The 19,354-nt window shown below is 44.3% G+C and carries 12 protein-coding genes; 8 read left to right on the top strand and 4 right to left on the bottom strand.

Annotation, left to right across the window (positions count from 1 at the left end):
* Positions 1 to 100: 100 nt before the first annotated feature.
* The 8 genes from H9625_RS10375 (at position 101) to tsf (ending at position 12,516) form a co-directional block, all read left to right on the top strand.
* Complete coding sequence (locus H9625_RS10375; RefSeq protein WP_191764249.1) at positions 101 to 3,310, top strand: SusC/RagA family TonB-linked outer membrane protein; 3,210 nt, start codon at positions 101 to 103, stop codon at positions 3,308 to 3,310.
* Between the two features lie 25 nt (positions 3,311 to 3,335).
* On the top strand, positions 3,336 to 5,093 hold the full coding sequence (locus H9625_RS10370; RefSeq protein WP_191764247.1) for a RagB/SusD family nutrient uptake outer membrane protein: 1,758 nt from the start codon (positions 3,336 to 3,338) through the stop codon (positions 5,091 to 5,093).
* 100 nt (positions 5,094 to 5,193) lie between these two features.
* Positions 5,194 to 6,966, top strand: a complete 1,773-nt coding sequence (locus H9625_RS10365; protein WP_191764245.1) for a hypothetical protein — start codon at positions 5,194 to 5,196, stop codon at positions 6,964 to 6,966.
* Positions 6,967 to 7,039: 73 nt separating this feature from the next.
* A complete protein-coding gene (locus tag H9625_RS10360; RefSeq protein ID WP_191764243.1) occupies positions 7,040 to 8,950 on the top strand; it encodes an arabinan endo-1,5-alpha-L-arabinosidase in 1,911 nt (636 codons plus the stop codon).
* Positions 8,951 to 9,478: 528 nt separating this feature from the next.
* The gene (gene rplM, locus H9625_RS10355) at positions 9,479 to 9,940 is read left to right on the top strand and encodes a 50S ribosomal protein L13 (RefSeq protein WP_022039235.1); all 462 of its coding nucleotides are present in this window, start codon (positions 9,479 to 9,481) and stop codon (positions 9,938 to 9,940) included.
* Positions 9,941 to 9,946: 6 nt separating this feature from the next.
* Entirely contained in the window at positions 9,947 to 10,333 is a 387-nt protein-coding gene (gene rpsI, locus H9625_RS10350) for a 30S ribosomal protein S9 (protein WP_087212153.1), read from the top strand.
* A gap of 219 nt (positions 10,334 to 10,552) precedes the next feature.
* The gene (rpsB, locus tag H9625_RS10345; RefSeq protein WP_087212155.1) at positions 10,553 to 11,392 is read left to right on the top strand and encodes a 30S ribosomal protein S2; all 840 of its coding nucleotides are present in this window, start codon (positions 10,553 to 10,555) and stop codon (positions 11,390 to 11,392) included.
* Between the two features lie 131 nt (positions 11,393 to 11,523).
* Positions 11,524 to 12,516: a translation elongation factor Ts gene (gene tsf / locus H9625_RS10340; RefSeq protein ID WP_087212158.1), complete on the top strand. Its 993-nt coding sequence runs from the start codon at positions 11,524 to 11,526 to the stop codon at positions 12,514 to 12,516.
* Positions 12,517 to 12,582: 66 nt separating this feature from the next.
* Here the strand turns inward: tsf and H9625_RS10335 are convergent, their stop codons facing one another.
* The 4 genes from H9625_RS10335 to H9625_RS10320 form a co-directional block, all read right to left on the bottom strand.
* Positions 12,583 to 13,476, bottom strand: a complete 894-nt coding sequence (locus H9625_RS10335) for a glycerophosphodiester phosphodiesterase family protein (RefSeq protein WP_087251265.1) — start codon at positions 13,474 to 13,476, stop codon at positions 12,583 to 12,585.
* Between the two features lie 77 nt (positions 13,477 to 13,553).
* Positions 13,554 to 14,486 (bottom strand): glycerophosphodiester phosphodiesterase family protein, encoded by a 933-nt coding sequence (locus tag H9625_RS10330; protein WP_087251267.1) that lies wholly within the window; start codon positions 14,484 to 14,486, stop codon positions 13,554 to 13,556.
* Between the two features lie 20 nt (positions 14,487 to 14,506).
* A complete protein-coding gene (locus H9625_RS10325; protein ID WP_191764241.1) occupies positions 14,507 to 15,913 on the bottom strand; it encodes a RagB/SusD family nutrient uptake outer membrane protein in 1,407 nt (468 codons plus the stop codon).
* Positions 15,914 to 15,927: 14 nt separating this feature from the next.
* The gene (locus H9625_RS10320) at positions 15,928 to 19,338 is read right to left on the bottom strand and encodes a TonB-dependent receptor (RefSeq protein ID WP_191764239.1); all 3,411 of its coding nucleotides are present in this window, start codon (positions 19,336 to 19,338) and stop codon (positions 15,928 to 15,930) included.
* Positions 19,339 to 19,354: the final 16 nt, after the last annotated feature.

Below are 19,354 nucleotides of genomic sequence, written 5' to 3'. Positions count from 1 at the left end.
AACAGGGAGGAAGATATGAAACATATTTGCGACATTTATAGATTAAAAGCTGCAAGTTGAACTTGCGAAACTTGAATTGATAATTTAATACCATTGAAAAATGAGAAAACAATTGATTTTTTCCGCAATGCTTGGCTTGTGTGCCTTGGGAGGTACAGCGGTATATGCTGCACCCTCTATGGCTGCTGTGACACAATCACAGACTATTAAGGTGAAAGGTCAGGTTGTTGACGAACAAGGCATGCCCTTGTTGGGAGCTACGATTATGATTAAAGATGGAAAAGGAGGGACAACTGCCGATTTGGACGGCAATTTTGAATTGGACGTTCCGGGTAATGCTGTTCTTGTAGTTAGTTTTGTGGGGTATAAAAGCCGAGAGGTTGCTGTCCGTAACCGGGCAATCCTTGATCCAATCCAATTGGATCCGGACGATCAGATGCTGGAGCAGGTTGTCGTTGTAGGTTACGGTACGCAGAAGAAAGCCGACTTGACCGGCTCTGTAGCCGTAGTGAATGCAGAGGAATTGAAGCGTACATCTAATTCCAACATTTCTACCATGCTGGAAGGTAAGGTTGCCGGTGTGCAGATTACTTCCGACGGTCAGCCGGGTGCCGACCCTACCGTACGTATTCGTGGTATCGGTTCTTTTGGTAGTACGGCTCCGCTGTATGTCATTGATGGTGTGCCTATGGGAACGTCTATCCGTGACTTCTCTGCCAATGATATTGAGACAATCCAAGTGTTGAAAGATGCATCTGCTGCCGCTATCTACGGTTCGCGTGCAGCCAACGGTGTGATTATCATTACCACGAAGCGCGGACAGAAAGACCAGCCCTTGAAGGTGGATTACAATGGCTATTTCGGTGTGGACTATATTCCTTCGGGAGTTTACGACGTGATGAATGCCGACCAGTACAGCCAGTATTTGGGGCAGGCGGCTTCCAATTCCAATACGCCGTTGCCGGGTGGATACCTTGTCGATAATGCGACAGGTACTTATCATTTTATGGATGATACAGATACAGATTGGTTTGACGAAGTGTTCAAGACGGGTATCCGCCAAAATCACAATGTGAACCTGTCGGGTGGTGGTGCCAATAATACCTATAACGTAGCGTTGGATTACTATAGCCAGAAAGGAACACTGGAAGGAGCCGGACCGAACTTCGAACGTTTCACCGCGCGTGTCAACAACACCATGGATACCAAGTTCATCAAATTCCAGACCAGTATAGTATATTCACATTCCGACCAGGATAACATGGCATTGTCTAATGCGAACGAGTATGTGCAAGGATTGTATGGTGACGTGAGCAACGTGTTACGTTCCACTTTGCTGATGCAGCCTACCATCATGGCTTACGACCCGTCTACTTGGGTGCTCGATGGTCAGGTAGGAGCTGCCAACGGCTATAATTACGATGCTTACGGCTATGGTGTTTATTACGATAATATCCATGGTGATATTTCGGCTTCTAACCCGTTGCTGGTCAACAACCTGTTGCAGCGCAATACGCGTGTAGACCGTTTCGTGGGTACAGGATCTGCCGATGTGGATTTGCTCAAGATGCTGGGCATCGAAAACAAGAATCACAAGCTGAATTACCGCATCAACCTGTCTTACAGCAAGACGCATTGCTCAGACTTCACGTGGATTCCTGCATGGATACAGAGTAACCGTGTGTATTTGGCAAAGAGCAACGAGCGCTTGGAAAAAGCTTCGCGTGACTATTCTACTGCATTGATTGAAAATATCTTGACCTACGATGGTACCTTTGGCAAACACCATCTGAATATCGTTGTCGGTCAGACGTATGAAGAAGAACATACCAATACATTGAACGGTTGGGGACTTAACTACACCGAACCTTATTTCCTCCAGCTGCAGAACGGTGCGAACACCTATTCTTCCAGTTACGACTACAAGCACGCCATCTTCTCTTACATTGGCCGTGTCAACTACAACTTCGATGACCGTTACTTGTTCTCGGCTACGGTTCGTCGGGATGCCAGCTCGCGCTTGTCAAAGGGCATTCGTTGGGGTACCTTCCCTTCTGTTTCTATTGGTTGGCGCTTCGATAAGGAAAGTTTCTTCCCCTTTAACCCGAACGTTGTGAACTTATTTAAGATTCGCGCCAGCTACGGTGAATTGGGTAACGAGAACATCGGTGAATATATGTATCAGGCGGTGATGTCACGTAACAATATGACATATAGCTTCAATAACTCTGCCGTGACCGGTTCTGCCGTTTCTACCTTCGTGGACAACAACCTGTCTTGGGAAAAGAAGAAAACTTACAACGTAGGTATCGACCTCGCTTTCTTCAACAATCGCTTAGAGTTCACCGCCGAATGGTATAAAAATACCAACCAAGACTTGCTGTATAGTGTTCCTGTACCCGAACAGGCAGGTGTATCGAATACGACCGTTACGATGAATGCTGCCTCGATGGACAACTCCGGTTTTGAGTTCGCTGCTACCTACCGCAACCGCGACCATGCGTTCAAATATGAAATATCGGCCAACCTTAGTACGCTGAAAAATAAAGTCACTTCGTTAGGTTTTACGGATGAAGCCTATATTAGTGGAGCTTATATTACGGAGGTCGGTGAAGAAATCGGTAAGTTCTATGGTTGGAAATACGAAGGCATTGCCCGTACACAAGCAGACCTTGACAACCATGCTACCCAGCAAGGTGCCCAAGTGGGCGATTGCCTGTATGAGGATGTCAGCGGTCCCGATGGCACTCCCGACGGTGTAATCAATGAATACGACCAAGTGGTATTGGGCAGCGGTCTGCCTAAAATCAACTTCGGCTTGAATTTCCGTTTCGAATACAAGAACTTTGACCTGAGCATTGCTACCTTTGGTGCCTTGAACTACCACGTGGCTGATGACATTTACAACTCGCTTAACTCTTGCTATGGCTATGGCAACAAGGATGTAGCGATACTGGATGCCAACCGTTGGAGTGAAGACGGTTCTACTTATATTTCGAATGTACCGCGTACCTACATAACAAACAGTGCGACTTACGCATGGAACGACTTGTTCAGCGAACGTAAGATTCAGAATGCCGCTTATTGGAAGATTGCCAATATCGAGTTGGGTTATAACTTCCCCGACAAGTGGTTCGGCAAATATGTATCAGATGTCCGCCTCTATGTGTCGGCACAAAACGTCCACACGTTTACCGGTTACAAAGGATACAATGTAGACTATGCTGGAGGTACCTTTACTCCGGGTTATAACTTCTGTTCGTTCCCGACGGCACGTACCTTTATGTGTGGCCTTCATTTCTCATTCTAATTCTAACTGCTAAAAACATTATTGTATGAAACTATTAAAATATTCACTTGCTTTCCTGTTTGGAGTCGGAACACTGACTTCGTGCATGGATAATTTGGATGTGGTGAATCCCAACCAACAAACTACTGCTACTTTCGGCAATACAGTCGATGACTTGGAGGAGTGTGTGATTGCTGCCTATAACCACATGCGTATGGAAGGGTCGTATGCCCGTGTAGGCTATACCATCGACGCGTGCCGTGGCGATGAAGTGTGGAACTCTTCGCAAGTATGGTACATGGAATTTGACGACTTTACCGTACTGGTTACAGGTGATATTGCCTGGTGGCCCTGGCGTGAGTGGTACTACACCATCAACGTATGCAACTTTATCCTTTCCCGCGTAGGCGAAGATAACAGCCAGCTTTCGGAAAACCTGAGACGCATCAAAGGGCAAGCGCTCTTTATCCGCGGATTGTCTTACTATAACTTGGCAGGCTATTACCAAAACCCGCCTCTGATTACAAGTTATGATACCTACTCTTCACTGGACGGACTTTACGGTACCAATAGCACCTACGATGAAGTGCTCGACCAAGTGGAAGTCGATTTCCAACAGGCTATGGAATTATTGCCTTCGCGTGATACAGGCGGTGAATGGGCTGGTGGTCGTGCCACTTGTGGTTCAGCGGCTGGTTTTTATGCCCGTACGCTGATGGTGCGTCACAAGTTTAGCGAAGCGCTTACGGTGTTGGAAGACATTATCAGCGGTCGCTATGGTACGTATCGGTTGATGGATAACTATGGCGATAACTTCCGCGAAGGCTCTGCATACGAAAACAACGAAGAAAGCTTGTTCGAAATCCAATTCTTGGATTATGCCTCGCAGGGCACCGATGACGAATGGACACCGGTAAATACCAGTCCCAATGCTACGCAAGGTTCGGCTATCGAAAGTAACTTTGCTCCGGGTGATTTCGGTGGATGGGCCGACCTTTCGGCTACCAACTGGCTGTACGACCTCTTCAAGAGCGAACGTACAATAAACGGTACGCTTGACCCACGTCTCTATTGGACCCTGGGTACCTATGAAGCCGATTGGGAAGGTTTCGAATATGGTAACGTAGCCTATACACAACCTATTACGGCTTCCGATACCATCCGTACCAATAACAGTTACGGCGGTATTCCTGTCGCTAAATACACCAACCTCCGTACCGGTCTGTATAGCACAGTGGTTACAGGTTTGCACGATGGTATCAATGTCCGCCTGATGCGTTATTCGGATGTATTGCTTCGTGCCGCAGAATGCGAGAATGAAGTGAACGGGCCTACCCAGCGTGCCATTAACTGGATTAATGAAGTACGCGGTCGTGTGGATTTACCCGATTTGCAACTTGCTGATTTCAATACAGCCGATAAGCTTTTTGAGCAGATTGCCAATGTAGAGCGTCCGAAAGAATTCGGTTGCGAGTATGGTCGTGGTTTTGACCTTATCCGTTGGGGCTTCTTCTACGATGCAGGCCGTTTGCAGCAGATGAAGGAACACTCTGTAGTCCGCATTACGAATGATCCGGGCAAAGTGATGCTTCCGGTTGATTATAGCAACATTGGTTCTGACCCGGAATTGAAGAGTGGATTCGATACCTACGTACAGGGACATGAATTCTTGCCTATTCAGCAGACATTGACCAACAAAAACCCGAGCCTGCAAGGAAACTCGGCTAACTACAGTACGGACAACTCTTCTTACTTCCGTGACAACGGTTGGACGGTACGTCCGGTTGTGGACTTAAATAATTGACAATTGATAATTGACAATTAGCAAAATAAAAACGGGTGCTCTCCCGGCTGCTTAGGGTGGGAGAGGCCTTAATCAATTACTAATTTTATATTATAAGACCATGAAACATTTCAATAAAATAGCAACCGTTTGCGGCTCTTTTGTCTTGGGATTGCTGGCATTGGCCGGTTGTGAAGACGAACACTTTTATGAGGTGGACTCGCCCGATTGGCTTTCCGAAAAGGTGGATTCTATAGCCAATTCGCAAAATTCCGGCGATGAAGAACTGGAAGGTATGATGGAAGATGTGTATACTATCGGAAGTACAGATTATAGTACAGGCTGGTGGACTGTTTTCTCTAAGTATTATGTAATCCCCGATGGTCAGAAGTGGAATGCAGTGTTCAACCTGAATATTAATCCTGACGCATCGAATACGTATAAGAATTTTGCATTAATCATTTGCAATGATGTTGATCGTGAAGGCGAAGGCTATTTGGAATATGGGGCAATACGCTACGATAATCAGCCTTCGGGAAACTCCGAATGGGGAGATTATATCGACCGCTCTTACGTTCAAAGTACGCTCACTTTCGAGACCGATACTGATGAAGGTATAGCCCAATTGGGTGGAAGGGTAACACTTACTGTTGACCGCTCTGTCGAGGGTGCATTCAGTGTCAGAATGACCAATGGTACAGTTACCAAGACCTACAACCAACCGACTGCTCTTGTGAATCTGAATGCAGATGAAAGCAATACCAATATCCGCTGTTACTTGGTGCCTGAAGGTTCTTACATCAATTTCTTGCAGACCAATATTGAACCTATCGGCGGCCTTACTTCTGCTGATGATAAGAATCCCGTATCGATGGAATTGCAAGGTGTGCCCGAAATTGTCAATATCGGTACGCCACTTGACTCTGTAATAGCCAATGTATCGGCCGTTGTTACCTTTGAAGAAGGGGTAGCGGCTACTGTAGCTTCTTCCGAACTAACCTTCTCGGTTATTCCTGATATGGAAACACCGGGTATGAAGAACTTGGTTGCAGCTTATAACAAGACCCAACAAGGTGAAAACTGTGACCAGCCGGTTATCGCAAGTGCTACATTTGAATTGGTAGAACAAATAGCTTCCATTGAAGTGACCACGCAACCTTCCCGTACTACCTATTATTATTATACTTCGGCAGCAACCGAAGGAATGACAGACCGTACGTTAGCCTTTGACCCTACTGGCATGGAAGTGACAGCAACTTATGTAAGTGGAGGAACAGGAACTATCGCAAACTCAAGGCTTACATTCTCTACAGTTCCGGCTACAGTAGGTACGCATACCGTTACCATTACTGCTGACGAAGGAGTGACTGCTACGGTAGAGGTTACCGTTGCCGAATCTGCTGTGTCAGAAGTAACAAATAGTACGGCTATCGTAGGAGCAGAAGATAATTCAACTGCTTTCTGGGGTGCTTTCTCTGATGACTTCAACGTGCCTTCAGGCGAAACTAAATCGATTACGTTCACAAATTACAGCAGCTTGGCTGGCAACTGGAACAACTATGTAGTAGTTCTTCGTAAGACTGATACGACTGTAGAATATGGAGTTGTCCGTGCTGATAACTATGGTTGGGGTGCCGGATATGATGGAAACACCAATCTCCGTCTCAGTGGCGGTCAACCCGACTGGGCTGCTTGGCTTGCTACCATGAACGGTGCAGAAGTTACGGTTTATGTAACCAACTGCGGCAATGGTACTGCCGATGTTCAGGCTATCATGAACGGAACAGATGGCACAACTTCTATCCAATATTATTTGGGTATAACTACCATCGATCCTGAAGACTTGAACTTTGCGCTGACGGTAGACGGAAGCCATCTTGTTTTTGGTGAATAATTTTTCATTTCCTTATTCTATTCATGCCGTCCCCTCTAATAGGGGGATGGCATGATTTTTAAACTTGACACACATGAAAAAGTTATCATTAATTTGGATATCTTTGTTGGCCGTCTTTACATTCGTAGGCTGTTCGGATGACAACGAAGTAGAATACAATCAAAGTAGCGATGTAACCGTAGCTGTACCGGAAGTAACCGCAAGTACAGGCACTTCGCTGACTGTAGCTTCCTCGGTAACCGGTAATACAGGAAGCATTGTCCGGAGGGGGTTCTGTTACAGTGCCAATTCGCAGGCTCCTACTGTCAATGACAATATGGTAGAAGCAGACGAAAATTTCAGTGCCACCATTTCAGGCTTGATGGGCAATACCACTTATTATATTCGCGCATTCGTATATGGCAACAGCCGTTACACCTACTCGGATGCGCTGGAAGCTACCACCGAAAGCCAGCCCATCGACGAACAGCTTGCGAACTATGTAGCTCCCGCTTATGAGGATAACTATACCAGCATCGCTGACTGGACGAACCGTAGCCGCTGGAACCTGAGCAATGTGCATGACCCTTCTGTGGTGCTTGCAGAAGACGGGTATTATTACATGTATCAGACTGATGCTTCGTATGGCAACGCTCATATGGCAGGTGGGCATTTCCATGGACGCCGTTCGCAAAACTTGGTAGATTGGGAATACTTGGGAGGTACGATGCAGAGCCTGCCCGATTGGGTTATCCCGAAACTGAATGAGATCCGTGCAGCTATGGGATTGGAGCCGACTACAGCCGATGAGGCTGACTTCGGCTATTGGGCACCTTGCGTACGGAAAGTGCGGAACGGATTGTATCGTATGTACTATTCCATTGTCTGTCCCGGTACGTTAAGCGGTGACGGAACATGGAGCGAACGTGCATTCATCGGCTTGATGGAGAATTCCAATCCGGCAAACAACGACGGGTGGGAAGACAAGGGCTATGTCATTACCAATGCTTCCGATAGAGGATTGGATTTCTATGTTAATGCCAGTGCGGATGATTATTGGAATGAAAACTGCTATTATAAATGGAATGCCATTGACCCCAGCTATATCATTGACAATGACGGACGCCACTACATGGCATACGGTTCTTGGCATAGCGGCATCGCACTGGTAGAACTTGACGAAGCAACGGGCAAGGTAAAGGCTGAATTGCCTAATCCGTGGGGTACGGATGCAGACATCGCTGCATACGGACAACTGATAGCTACCCGCCAGATGGGTAATCGCTGGCAAGGTTCGGAAGGGCCGGAACTGATTTATCATGACGGATACTATTACTTGTTTCTGGCATACGATGCATTGGAGGTGCCCTACAATACCCGTGTAGTGCGTTCCACGAATATTGCAGGTCCTTATGTGGGCATGGACGGTACGGATGTGACAACCGTTGGAGGCGAAGCTTTCCCGATATTGACTCATCCGTATAAGTTCAATGGCAACGATGGCTGGGTAGGTATTTCGCATTGCTGTGTGTTCGATGATGGTGAAGGCAACTGGTATTTCGCTTCGCAAGGCAGATTCCCTGTAGATGTACCGGGAATCAATGCTTCCAATGCCATTATGATGGGGCAGGTGCGTTGCATACGATGGACCGAAGATGGCTGGCCGGTAGTGATGCCTGAACGTTACGGTGCCGTGCCGCAGGTGGAGATTACTGAAAGCGAGCTGATAGGTAATTGGGAGAACATCGACTTGTCATACGCTTATGGAGAACAGAAGACTTCAGCCACGATGACCCTTGCCGCCGACCATACCGTAACTGCAGGTGACTGGGAAGGAGCTACGTGGACGTATGACAGCAGCAAGCGTATCCTGACGTTGGATAATGGGGTAGAACTTTACTTGCAGCGTGAAACCGATTGGGAGGCATCCCCCAGAACCCATACTATCGTTTATGCCGGCTATGGTGATGATTATAAAACTTACTGGGGTAAAAAAAGCAAGTGATATATTCGGAAATAAGCGGCATGGTGTGTGAGCATGCCTGCCGGAAGATGAAGAAGCTGTCTCGATAATGAATTGGGGCAGCTTTCTTTGTATCTTTAAGAAACATTTACCGCGTGATAATTTGGCAGTAAGTCTGGCAAGATTAATAATCTTCAGGCTGTAAGATTATTAATCTTCACGCCGTAAGATTATTAATCTTACAGTGTGCTTTTGCACAAGGCAAACAAGGAAAGATAGAAAATTTTTTGTGCCGGAGTGCTCGGCTTGCAGCTTCCGTATCTGTATACCTTTGGATAAGGGCAGGTGCGGAAGCTTTTTTGTTTGGTTGGTTTTTGCCTTGCCAATCATCTGTAAAAGAAAAAAATACCTAAATTCTTTGTGGGTTCGGATAAAAGCCGTACCTTTGCAAGCCGATTATTATCAAATAGTATAATTTAAAATCTGACACCTTCTTTTTTCTTTTGTCCGGGAAAGGAGGAGCGTGGAGGATAGTTTTTTAGTAGTTAACATTTTAAAACCAATTTAAGAGTGGATACTTTAAGTTACAAGACCATTTCTGCAAACAAGGCTACTGTGAACAAAGAGTGGGTCATAGTAGATGCTACCGATCAGGTTGTAGGCCGTCTCGGTGCTAAAGTTGCGAAACTTTTGAGAGGTAAGTACAAACCGAACTTTACCCCTCACGTAGATTGTGGCGATAATGTGATTATCATTAACGCAAGTAAAGTGAAATTTACAGGTAACAAATGGACTGACAAGATTTACCTGAGCTATACAGGTTATCCGGGTGGTCAGCGTGAAATTACTCCGGCTCGTTTGATGCAGAAGCCTAACGGTGCAGAAAAACTGATGAAACGTACCGTGAAAGGTATGCTCCCCAAGAACCGTCTGGGTGCCAAACTGTTGGGTAATCTGTATGTGTATGAAGGTGCTGAGCACAAGCATGAAGCTCAGTCTCCGAAGTTAATCGATATTAATTCACTTAAATAATCAAGCATGGAAGTAGTAAATGCATTAGGCAGACGTAAAAGCGCAGTTGCTCGTGTTTTCGTTAGCGAAGGTACAGGAAAGATTACTATTAACAAGAGAGACCTTGCACAGTACTTTCCATCTCCTATTCTGCAATATGTAGTAAAACAGCCGTTGAATAAATTGGAAGTGGCTGAAAAATATGATATCAAAGTAAATCTGAACGGTGGTGGTTTTACTGGACAGTCTCAGGCTTTGCGTCTGGCTATCGCCCGCGCATTGGTGAAAATCAATCCGGAAGACAAGAAGGCACTTCGTGCAGAAGGTTTCATGACTCGTGATTCACGTGAGGTTGAACGTAAGAAACCGGGTCGTCCGAAAGCACGCCGCAGATTCCAGTTCAGTAAACGTTAATTTGAGTTCTTAGTTTTTAAGTTTGTTAGTTCTTTAGTTTATAAGGCTTGTATGGAGGCTTAAACTCACAAAACTTAAAATCTTAAAAACTCAAAAACTTAAAAAGGCGTTTAGTATCTAAACTGTCTGGACTCTTCCTGCAAGGGGTTTGTGGAGAGACTACCCGGCAGTTGGTTCATTACAAACAAAAAAGAAAGTAAACGATTAAACAATTAAAACATGTCAAGAGTAAATTTTGATACTTTATTGGAGGCTGGTTGCCACTTCGGACACTTGAAAAGAAAGTGGAACCCTGCAATGGCTCCTTATATCTTTATGGAACGCAACGGAATACATATCATCGACCTGAACAAAACCGTTGCCAAAGTTGACGAAGCTGCTGAAGCTTTGAAACAAATTGCAAAATCAGGAAAGAAGATCCTGTTCGTTGCTACTAAGAAACAAGCAAAACAGATTGTAGCAGAAAAAGCTGCATCTGTAAACATGCCTTACGTTATCGAGCGTTGGCCGGGCGGTATGCTGACCAACTTCCCTACTATCCGCAAGGCTGTAAAGAAAATGGCTACTATTGATAAGCTTACCAACGACGGTACATATGCAAACCTTTCGAAGAGAGAAATCCTTCAGATTTCACGTCAGCGTGCCAAATTGGAAAAGAACCTGGGTTCTATCGCTGACTTGACTCGTCTGCCGTCTGCATTGTTCGTGATTGACGTGATGAAAGAAAACATCGCTGTCCGCGAAGCAAATCGTTTGGGTATTCCTGTATTTGGTATCGTAGATACTAATTCAGATCCGAACAATGTGGATTATGTAATCCCTGCTAATGACGATGCAACAAAATCTATCGAAGTGATTCTTGATGCTTGCTGCGGTGCCATGGCTGAAGGTTTGGAAGAAAGAAAAGCTGAAAAGGTAGATATGGAAGCTGCCGGTGAAAATGCTCCGAAAGCTCCGAAGAAGAAAGCTGCCAAGGCTCGTATGGACAAGGCTGAGCAAGATGCCATCAATGCATCAAAGGCTGCTGCGTTCATCTCTAAGGAAGACGAAGAAGCTTAAATATAATTTTTAATTGAGAGTTGAGAGTTGAAAGTTGAGAGTTACTAAATAAAGCGATTCTCAATTCTCTGTTCTCAGCTCTCAATTTGCATTAGAACGATTATTATTCATTTAAATAAAACAAGATTATTATGGCTGTAAGTATGGCTGATATCACCAAACTCCGTAAAATGACAGGAGCTGGTATGATGGACTGTAAAAACGCTTTAACAGAATCTGAAGGCGATTTCGATAAAGCAATGGAAATTATCCGTAAAAAAGGACAGGCAGTAGCTGCAAAACGTTCTGACCGTGAAACTTCAGAAGGTTGTGTACTGGCTAAGTCTACCGGTGATTATGCTGCAATGATTGCCTTGAAATGTGAAACCGACTTCGTTGCCAAGAATGCTGATTTCGTAGCATTGACTCAGGCTATTCTGGATGCTGCTATTGCAAACAAATGCCAGACTTTGGATGAAGTGAAAGCTTTGCCGATGGGTAATGGTACGATTGCAGATGCAGTGGTAGAACGCAGTGGTGTGACTGGCGAAAAGACCGAGTTGGATGGTTACAATTTCGTATCGGGTGCTTGTACTGCCGTTTACAATCACATGAACAAGAACCAGCTTTGTACAATCGTTGCTTTCAACAAAGTATGCGATGCACAGGTAGCTCACGAAATCTGCATGCAGATTGCAGCTATGAACCCGATTGCTATCGATGAAGACGGCGTTCCCGAAGCTGTGAAACAAGAAGAAATCAACGTAGCCGTTGAAAAGACAAAGGCTGAACAAGTGCAGAAAGCGGTAGATGCTGCTTTGAAGAAAGCCGGTATCAATCCTGCTCACGTAGACAGCGAAGAGCACATGGAAAGCAACATGGCTAAGGGTTGGATTACAGCTGAAGATGTAGCCAAAGCAAAAGAAATCAAAGCGACAGTTGCTGCCGAGAAGTCTGCCAACTTGCCTCAGGCTATGATTGAAAATATTGCGAAAGGCCGTTTGGGCAAATTCTTGAAAGAAGTTTGCTTGCTGAAGCAAGAAAGCATCATGGACCCGAAAAAGACGGTTGCAGAAGTATTGAAAGCTGCAGATCCGGAATTGGTGGTAACAGAATTCAAACGCTTCACTTTGCGTGCTGAATAATTGTTGTAGTTAAAGATTTTAAGAGCTGTCTTCAATATTTGAGAGGGCAGCTCTTTTTTTTATGGATTATTGAGAGAAGTTGTTAGATAAATATTCTAATAAGTTTTTAGGCCGGTCTGTTTGTATAAGTGTAGCACCTTGGGAAATAATCCATCCCCATGCTTCATTGGGTTTGTTGCTTTCTACAGCTAAATCGTCATCGTGACCGGCGTTTAAAGAAGGCCATAATGAATTAATCCAAATTTTTGTATGCGTATTCCTTATTTTTTGTAATAAGTAATTGACTTGTGGAGAAAATGATTGGAAACAGCACTCTATGGCTATTGGGGATATTTTTAAGTATTCGTTTACGAGTTTTTCTGCATTGGGTTGATCCAGGTTGATAATGGGCATATAAACTACTTTTTTTAGTACATCTCCGTTTTCTTTTTTTACTTTTGAAAGCGGATATGCTGATTTAATAATCACTTGTTCTGTAGTTCCGCTTTGTTCTGTTAAGGCATATACTTCTTTGAAATATTCATATCCTTTGTCAACATTAATTAGAATTTTACCTTTACATAATTTTAATACTTCTTCAAACGTAGGAATAATGTGTCGGGTAACAATGCCTAATCCATTTTTTAAATGAAATTTTCGGATTTCTTCTAATGTATAGTTTTCGGGTTTTCCTATACCGTTTGTCGTTCGATCTATCGTTTCATCGTGCATAAGAATCAGATGCCCGTCTTTTGTTTTTTTCAGATCGATTTCAATCATGTGTACTCCCATTTCGATGCAATTTTTGAAAGCTTGCAGAGAGTTTTCCGGTGCATTTCTCCAATCTCCACGATGTGCTATGACTAAAATGGATTTGGATTCAGGGTCTTTTAATTTTTGTATTAAGGTTTGGATTTGTTCTTGGGCTACTAATGAATAGCACAGGAGGTGGGTGATGATAAAAAGTATTGCTTTTTTCATAAGTAAGTAATGAAAATAAAGAGACTCAAAAATGAAATTGTATTCTGAGTCTCTTATGTTGGTAAATAATTAATAAGTTACTTGATGTTTCTCCGATTTTCGGAATGCAGATATTGCATCAAGTCTTTGGGGTAATTTGTTTCTAAAATGCTGAAGCCTTGTTCCAAAAGCCATCCCCAACCTGCGCTTGGACGCTGGAAGATAGATACTAAATCACTGTGATTGGCAGTATGTTCATCCCAAGTCGCTGCAACGAATGCTTTTGAACCAGATTCTAATACTTTGGGCAATTGTTTGTAAGTCTCAGAATCTAAGGACTCCATGCGGAACTGGAAAGCCACAGGTCTTAATTTTTGGATATATTCATTTACGTATGCGCTGAGATTCGGAATTTTATCTTCAATGACCGGTACATATATGACTTTTTTTAAATCGTCACCGAATATTTCTTTGGCTTTTGAATAAGGCCAATCCAAAACGAAAACCGATTGTTCCAGTACATTGTGAGTTTTCAATATTTTCAGCAATTCTTTTACCAAATCTCCTTGTTCGTGTCCTGGTAAGTCGTATCCGGCTTTGTCTAAGTAGAGTAAGATTTTATCTTTGGCTACTTGGATGTATTCTTCTAAGGTCGGTACTTTTAAGTCGGTCATTCCACCGAAATTGTTTCGTAAATGCAGCTTTTGTATTTCTTCAAAAGTCAAATCGGCGATTGTTCCTTTTCCGTCTGTAGTACGATCTACCGAGTAATCGTGCATCATGATAATTTTACCGTCTTTGGTTAGCCGTACGTCGGTCTCTATCATGTCTGCGCCAAAAAAAATGGCATGTTCCAAGGCTGGAATGGAGTTTTCCGGTGCATAAATCCAGTCGCCCCGATGGGCGGCGACCCATACATATTCATTTTTGTTTTCTTTTTCTCGCAATAAGGTGAAAGAAGGATTGATTTGGGCGAAAACGGATTCTGCTACTCCCAAGCATATGGATAATGTAATTAAAAAGTATTTCATGTTGTTATGTCTTTAGTTTATTAATAACCTTCATTCTGCGTCAGTTTGTTTCCGCTTGCGTCAATTTGATTTTGTGGTATAGGGAAGAGCAGCTGATGAGTTTGTATGTTTAGCTTGAATATGGAACCGTCTTCACAATGGTTCATCACCTCGATGGCTTTTCCGGTCCTCAGTAAATCGAACCAACGCTGATTCTCGAATGCCAGTTCTAACCGGCGTTCTTTGGCAATAGCTTCACGGAACGCTTCTTGGTTAGACAATTCAGTGTAAGTATATTCGCTGGCATGGCTACGTCGGCGGATTTGGTTCAGGTATTCCAGTGCGTCCGGATTGCCAAAGCTGATTTCGTTCATTGCTTCAGAAGCCATTAGCAATACATCGGCATAGCGCAATACCATGATGTTGAAATTCATGCCGTTATTGGTGCCTTTAGTCCCATGCCATTTATACAGGCGCCAGCCTTGTGTGCCCATATCAATGACCGAAGCGGCGTAACGGTCGTCCTGATTAGCTTCAAATAGAGCCAATAAGTTGTCCGAAGGCAGGTTGTTGACATCGCTACCGCTGATTAGCGGGTCTTGTCCTGGATAGCCTTGTCCTTCGGCTGTTCCGTCGAACTGGACTTCAAAGATAGATTCGGCATTATTTTTATTGGTTACGGCAAAAACGTCGGCAAAGTTATCTAATAAACGATATTGCTGGCTTGAAATGACTGTGTTTAATAAAGTGAGGCAAGATTGCCAATCGTGCCGTGTCAAATAAACTTTAGCCAACAAGGTTTGTGACGCACCTTTCGTGGCGCGTCCGATATTGGCGTTGTCATAGGAGGCGGGTAAGTTGTCTGATGCGAATTGCAGGTCAGCAATGATTTGTTGATAGATTTCTTCTGTCGAAGTGCGTGTATGATTGAATGCGTCATTTACATTGGTTACTTCCTCTGTAATCAGTGGAATATCTCCCCACATGCGTACCATGTTGAAGTATGTCAATGCACGAAGGAAATAGGCTTCTCCCAGTTTCCGGTTTTTGAAATCTTCCGATATATTCCCGTCGTTGTTGGACAGACGGGTTATGACGATGTTGCATCGCTGGATGCCGTCGTAGCAGGCAATCCAGGTTCTTTCCAATTGGGCATTGGTCGGGTCTACATTAAAATTATCGAAAGAGGCGTATGCGCCGCCGTCCATGGTCGTGTTTCTGTCCCATGTATTGTCCGAGGGAACTTCCATAAAACATGGATAACCGTCACCTCCGTATTGTTCTTTCGACTGCAGGGCATTATAGGCTGCTGTCAATGCCTGGTCTATTTCTAATGAATCTTTATAAAATGTGTTTGCGCTTTGCTGGGATACAGGATCCAAGTCTATGAAGTTATTGCACGATGCCAAAGCAAGTGTGCCGAATACTGTTATGAATAGTTTTTTCATATACTTTTTAGGGTTTAAAATGTAACATTGATACCGCCTACAAACGATTTGGATACCGGATAGTTGCCAAAGTCTTCACCTGCGGTTATCGCATTTGTTCCTCCGTTGGATACTTCAGGATTATATCCCGAATAATCGGTAAAGGTGAACGGGTTTGTAGCTGATACATAGATTCTCAGTTTTTGCAAGAATGCAAGGTTATGGAAAGTATAACCTAATGTCAAGTTGCGGATACGTACGAAAGATGCGTTTTCCACATGCCAGCTTGACGGACGGGTATGGCTTTTGGTACCGTATGCCCAAACAGGACGTGGGGCATTGTCATCCAGGTAAACAGAAAGGTTATTTCCCCATGCTTCAGCCAAGTAGCGGTGAGTTGCATTGAACACTTGTTGTCCGTGTTTGCCTTCCAGTCCGAAACCAAAATCAAGATTCTTCCAGCTGACAGTTCCGTTTAATCCCCATGTAAAGTCGGGATTTGCATTTCCTAAAATGACACGGTCGTCTTCGTTTACTTTACCATCGTTGTTGGTGTCAGCGTAAATGAAGTCGCCTACGCCTTGGTTTGCGTTTTCTAAATGAGGGGTAGAATCAAATTGTTCTTGGCTTTGGAAGATGCCTAATACTTTATATCCATAGAAAGAGCCGATAGGTTCGCCTACTTTTACTATAAACGAGGGGTCAGATAATCCGCTGGAATAAAGGATTTGTTCTTGTCCGGGACCTAACGATAATACTTCGTTTCGGTTGGTGGATAAGGACAAAGAAGCGTCCAGCCTCCAGTCTTTATTAAATTCGTGATAAGTTGAAATTAACATTTCCAGACCTTGATTCCGTACTTTACCTACATTTTGTAAGGCACTGGTCAGACCGCTGCTGGCTGGAACTGTTACATTTAACAACAAATCGCGAGTCGTTGATTGGTAAGCATCAAAACTTATTTGCAGTTTACCGTCCCAGAAGCTGGCATCGACACCGACATTCACCGTTCCTGTGCTTTCCCATGACAAATCTTTGTTTGGAGCATTTTCAGGAGAGAAACCTAATGAAATTTCGTTGTTGAACAAATAATTATGAGGGGCTAATACGGCTACACCACCGTAGTAAGGTATTTCAGCATTACCGGTGATACCATAGCTGGCGCGTAGTTTCAAACTGTTTACGACAGCGTTTTCCGGATAGAAGTTTTCTTGCGCGATATTCCAGCCGGCAGATATAGACGGGAACCATCCCCAACGGCTGTTTTCGGCAAAGCGGGAAGAACCATCGTAGCGTAAAGAAGCTGACAGCATATATTTACTGCCATACGAATACATGGCACGTGCTAAGAAGGATGCCATAGCCGCTTCTTGTGAGAAAGAAGAACCGGAACTTGTAGCCGCCGCATTGATGGTCTCTACATTGTCGTTCGGGAAATTCAGTCCTTCCAATAACGAATACGAAGTGGTTTCCTTTTGTGCGGAGAAGTTTCCCAACAAGTTCAGTGTATGGAAGCCCCAATTGTGGTCGTAAGTGATGCTGGTTTCCGAAATCCAGTTAAAGATGCTTGCCCGGCTGTCCAAACCATAATTATAGTTTTTGGTTGGAGCAAATTCATTGGGATGTGACAGGTTTTTCGGCCGATAGAAATTACGGTGTAGTCCGATAGACTCAATGCCGATGGCTGTTTTGATTTTCAATCCGTCTATGAGGGTGTATTCCAAGTCCGCATTCCCGATGAAAGAACGGTTTTTAAGTTTATTGGTTTGCATGGTTGCCAATGCAATCGGATTTTGAAGATTTGCTATGTTTACGCCTTTTTCTTTTTCATTTAACATCAAATCAGTCGCTATAGAACCGTCTGAGTTATAGGCTGGAAGGTTCGGGTGATACATCAATGCAGTGATTACAATGCCTTCATGTCCCCATGCTCCTTCTGATTGTACCAAGTCGTTGTCGGTTTGGCTGGCATTCATGCGCAGACCAAAACGCAATTTCTTCGTAATGTTGGCATCCAGATTGGCACGGACAGCATAACGTTTCATTCCCGAATTGATAAGGATACCTTGCTGGTTCATGTAGTTTCCCGAAATATAATAACGGAAGTCTTCGTTTCCGCCGCCTACACTGATATCATAGTTCTGTTGGGCAGCTGTGCGGTATATTTCGTCTTGCCAGTCGGTATTGGTCAATCCTTGTTTCCCTTCGATGTACGGAATCATGTAGTCGGGATATACATAATTGGCTCCGGTGCGCACGCTTAACGGGTCATTTACGTTTCCGCCTACGGCTTCCCAAGCCAAATCACGTGAGAGTTTTGTGTAATTGGCAAGTTCGTATGCATCCATTACGTCTACTTTTTTGCTCAACATTTGTGCACCGGCGTATGCGTTGAAGTTTACAACCGGTTTCCCGGCTTTCCCTTTTTTGGTGGTTATCATGATGACCCCGTTTGAGCCTCTTGAACCATAGATGGCAGTGGATGCCGCGTCCTTCAAGACATCGATGCTTTCAATGTCGGACGGGTTGATAGAAGACATTGGGTTTATCGTATAAGAACTCTGAAAGCCGGAAATGGTTGATTGTCCTTGTAGCGTTTCATCAAATACGCTATTCGAGAGTGGAAGTCCGTCGACTACAATCAGGGGATGACCGCCATAGTTGATGGAAGAGGTTCCACGGATTTTGATGCTCACGCCGGCACCCGGTGCACCGGTGCTTTGTGAAATATTGACACCGGGCAATTTAGATGCCAGTGCCTGGTCGAAACTGGATACAGCCAGGTCGCCTACCAGTTTCGAGCCTTCCAGCTTCGAGATAGCTCCGGTCACTTTGGCTTTCGATTGTGTTCCGTAACCGATTACAACCACTTCACTCAGAGTCTGGGCGTCTTCCTCTAATATGATATCGAATGCGTTTTGGCCACCTACAGCTACTTCTTGCGTATTGAAGCCGATGTATGATACTTGTAAGACATCGTTACCGGAAACGCCGTTGATAACGAAACGTCCGTCAATGTCGGTTATCGCTCCATTGGCAGAACCTTTTATTAAAACATTGGCACCAATAATTGTTTCTCCGTTTTTGTCTTTCACGGTACCTGAGATGGTACGGGGCTGTTGCTTGCCTTGTTTGGAAACTCCGGCGGGTTGTTGTTCTTTCTTGAACAGATAGATTTCTTTGCCTTCAATCCGGTATCCGATGTTTGTGCCAGAAAACAATTGCGCCAATACCGGATCTAACTCTTTTTGGTCGGCTGTGACGTTTGCGGTCGTGTTTAGGTTCACGAATTGCGAACTGTAAGCCAATGAAAATCCGGTTTGTCTGGTCACGTCTTCCAAGATTACCTTTAACGGTTGGTCTTGATGGTGAAGAGTTACTTTTTGCCCGAATGCAAAAGTGCTGCACGCAAGCAATGCCATCACTAAAATTTTTTTACGTTTCATGTTCTTTTAATAAATG

This window comes from Phocaeicola intestinalis, assembly GCF_014837065.1.
GTDB lineage: Bacteria > Bacteroidota > Bacteroidia > Bacteroidales > Bacteroidaceae > Phocaeicola > Phocaeicola intestinalis.
Note: the sequence above shows the minus strand (reverse complement) of the source record. Positions and strands in the feature narration are given on the sequence as shown.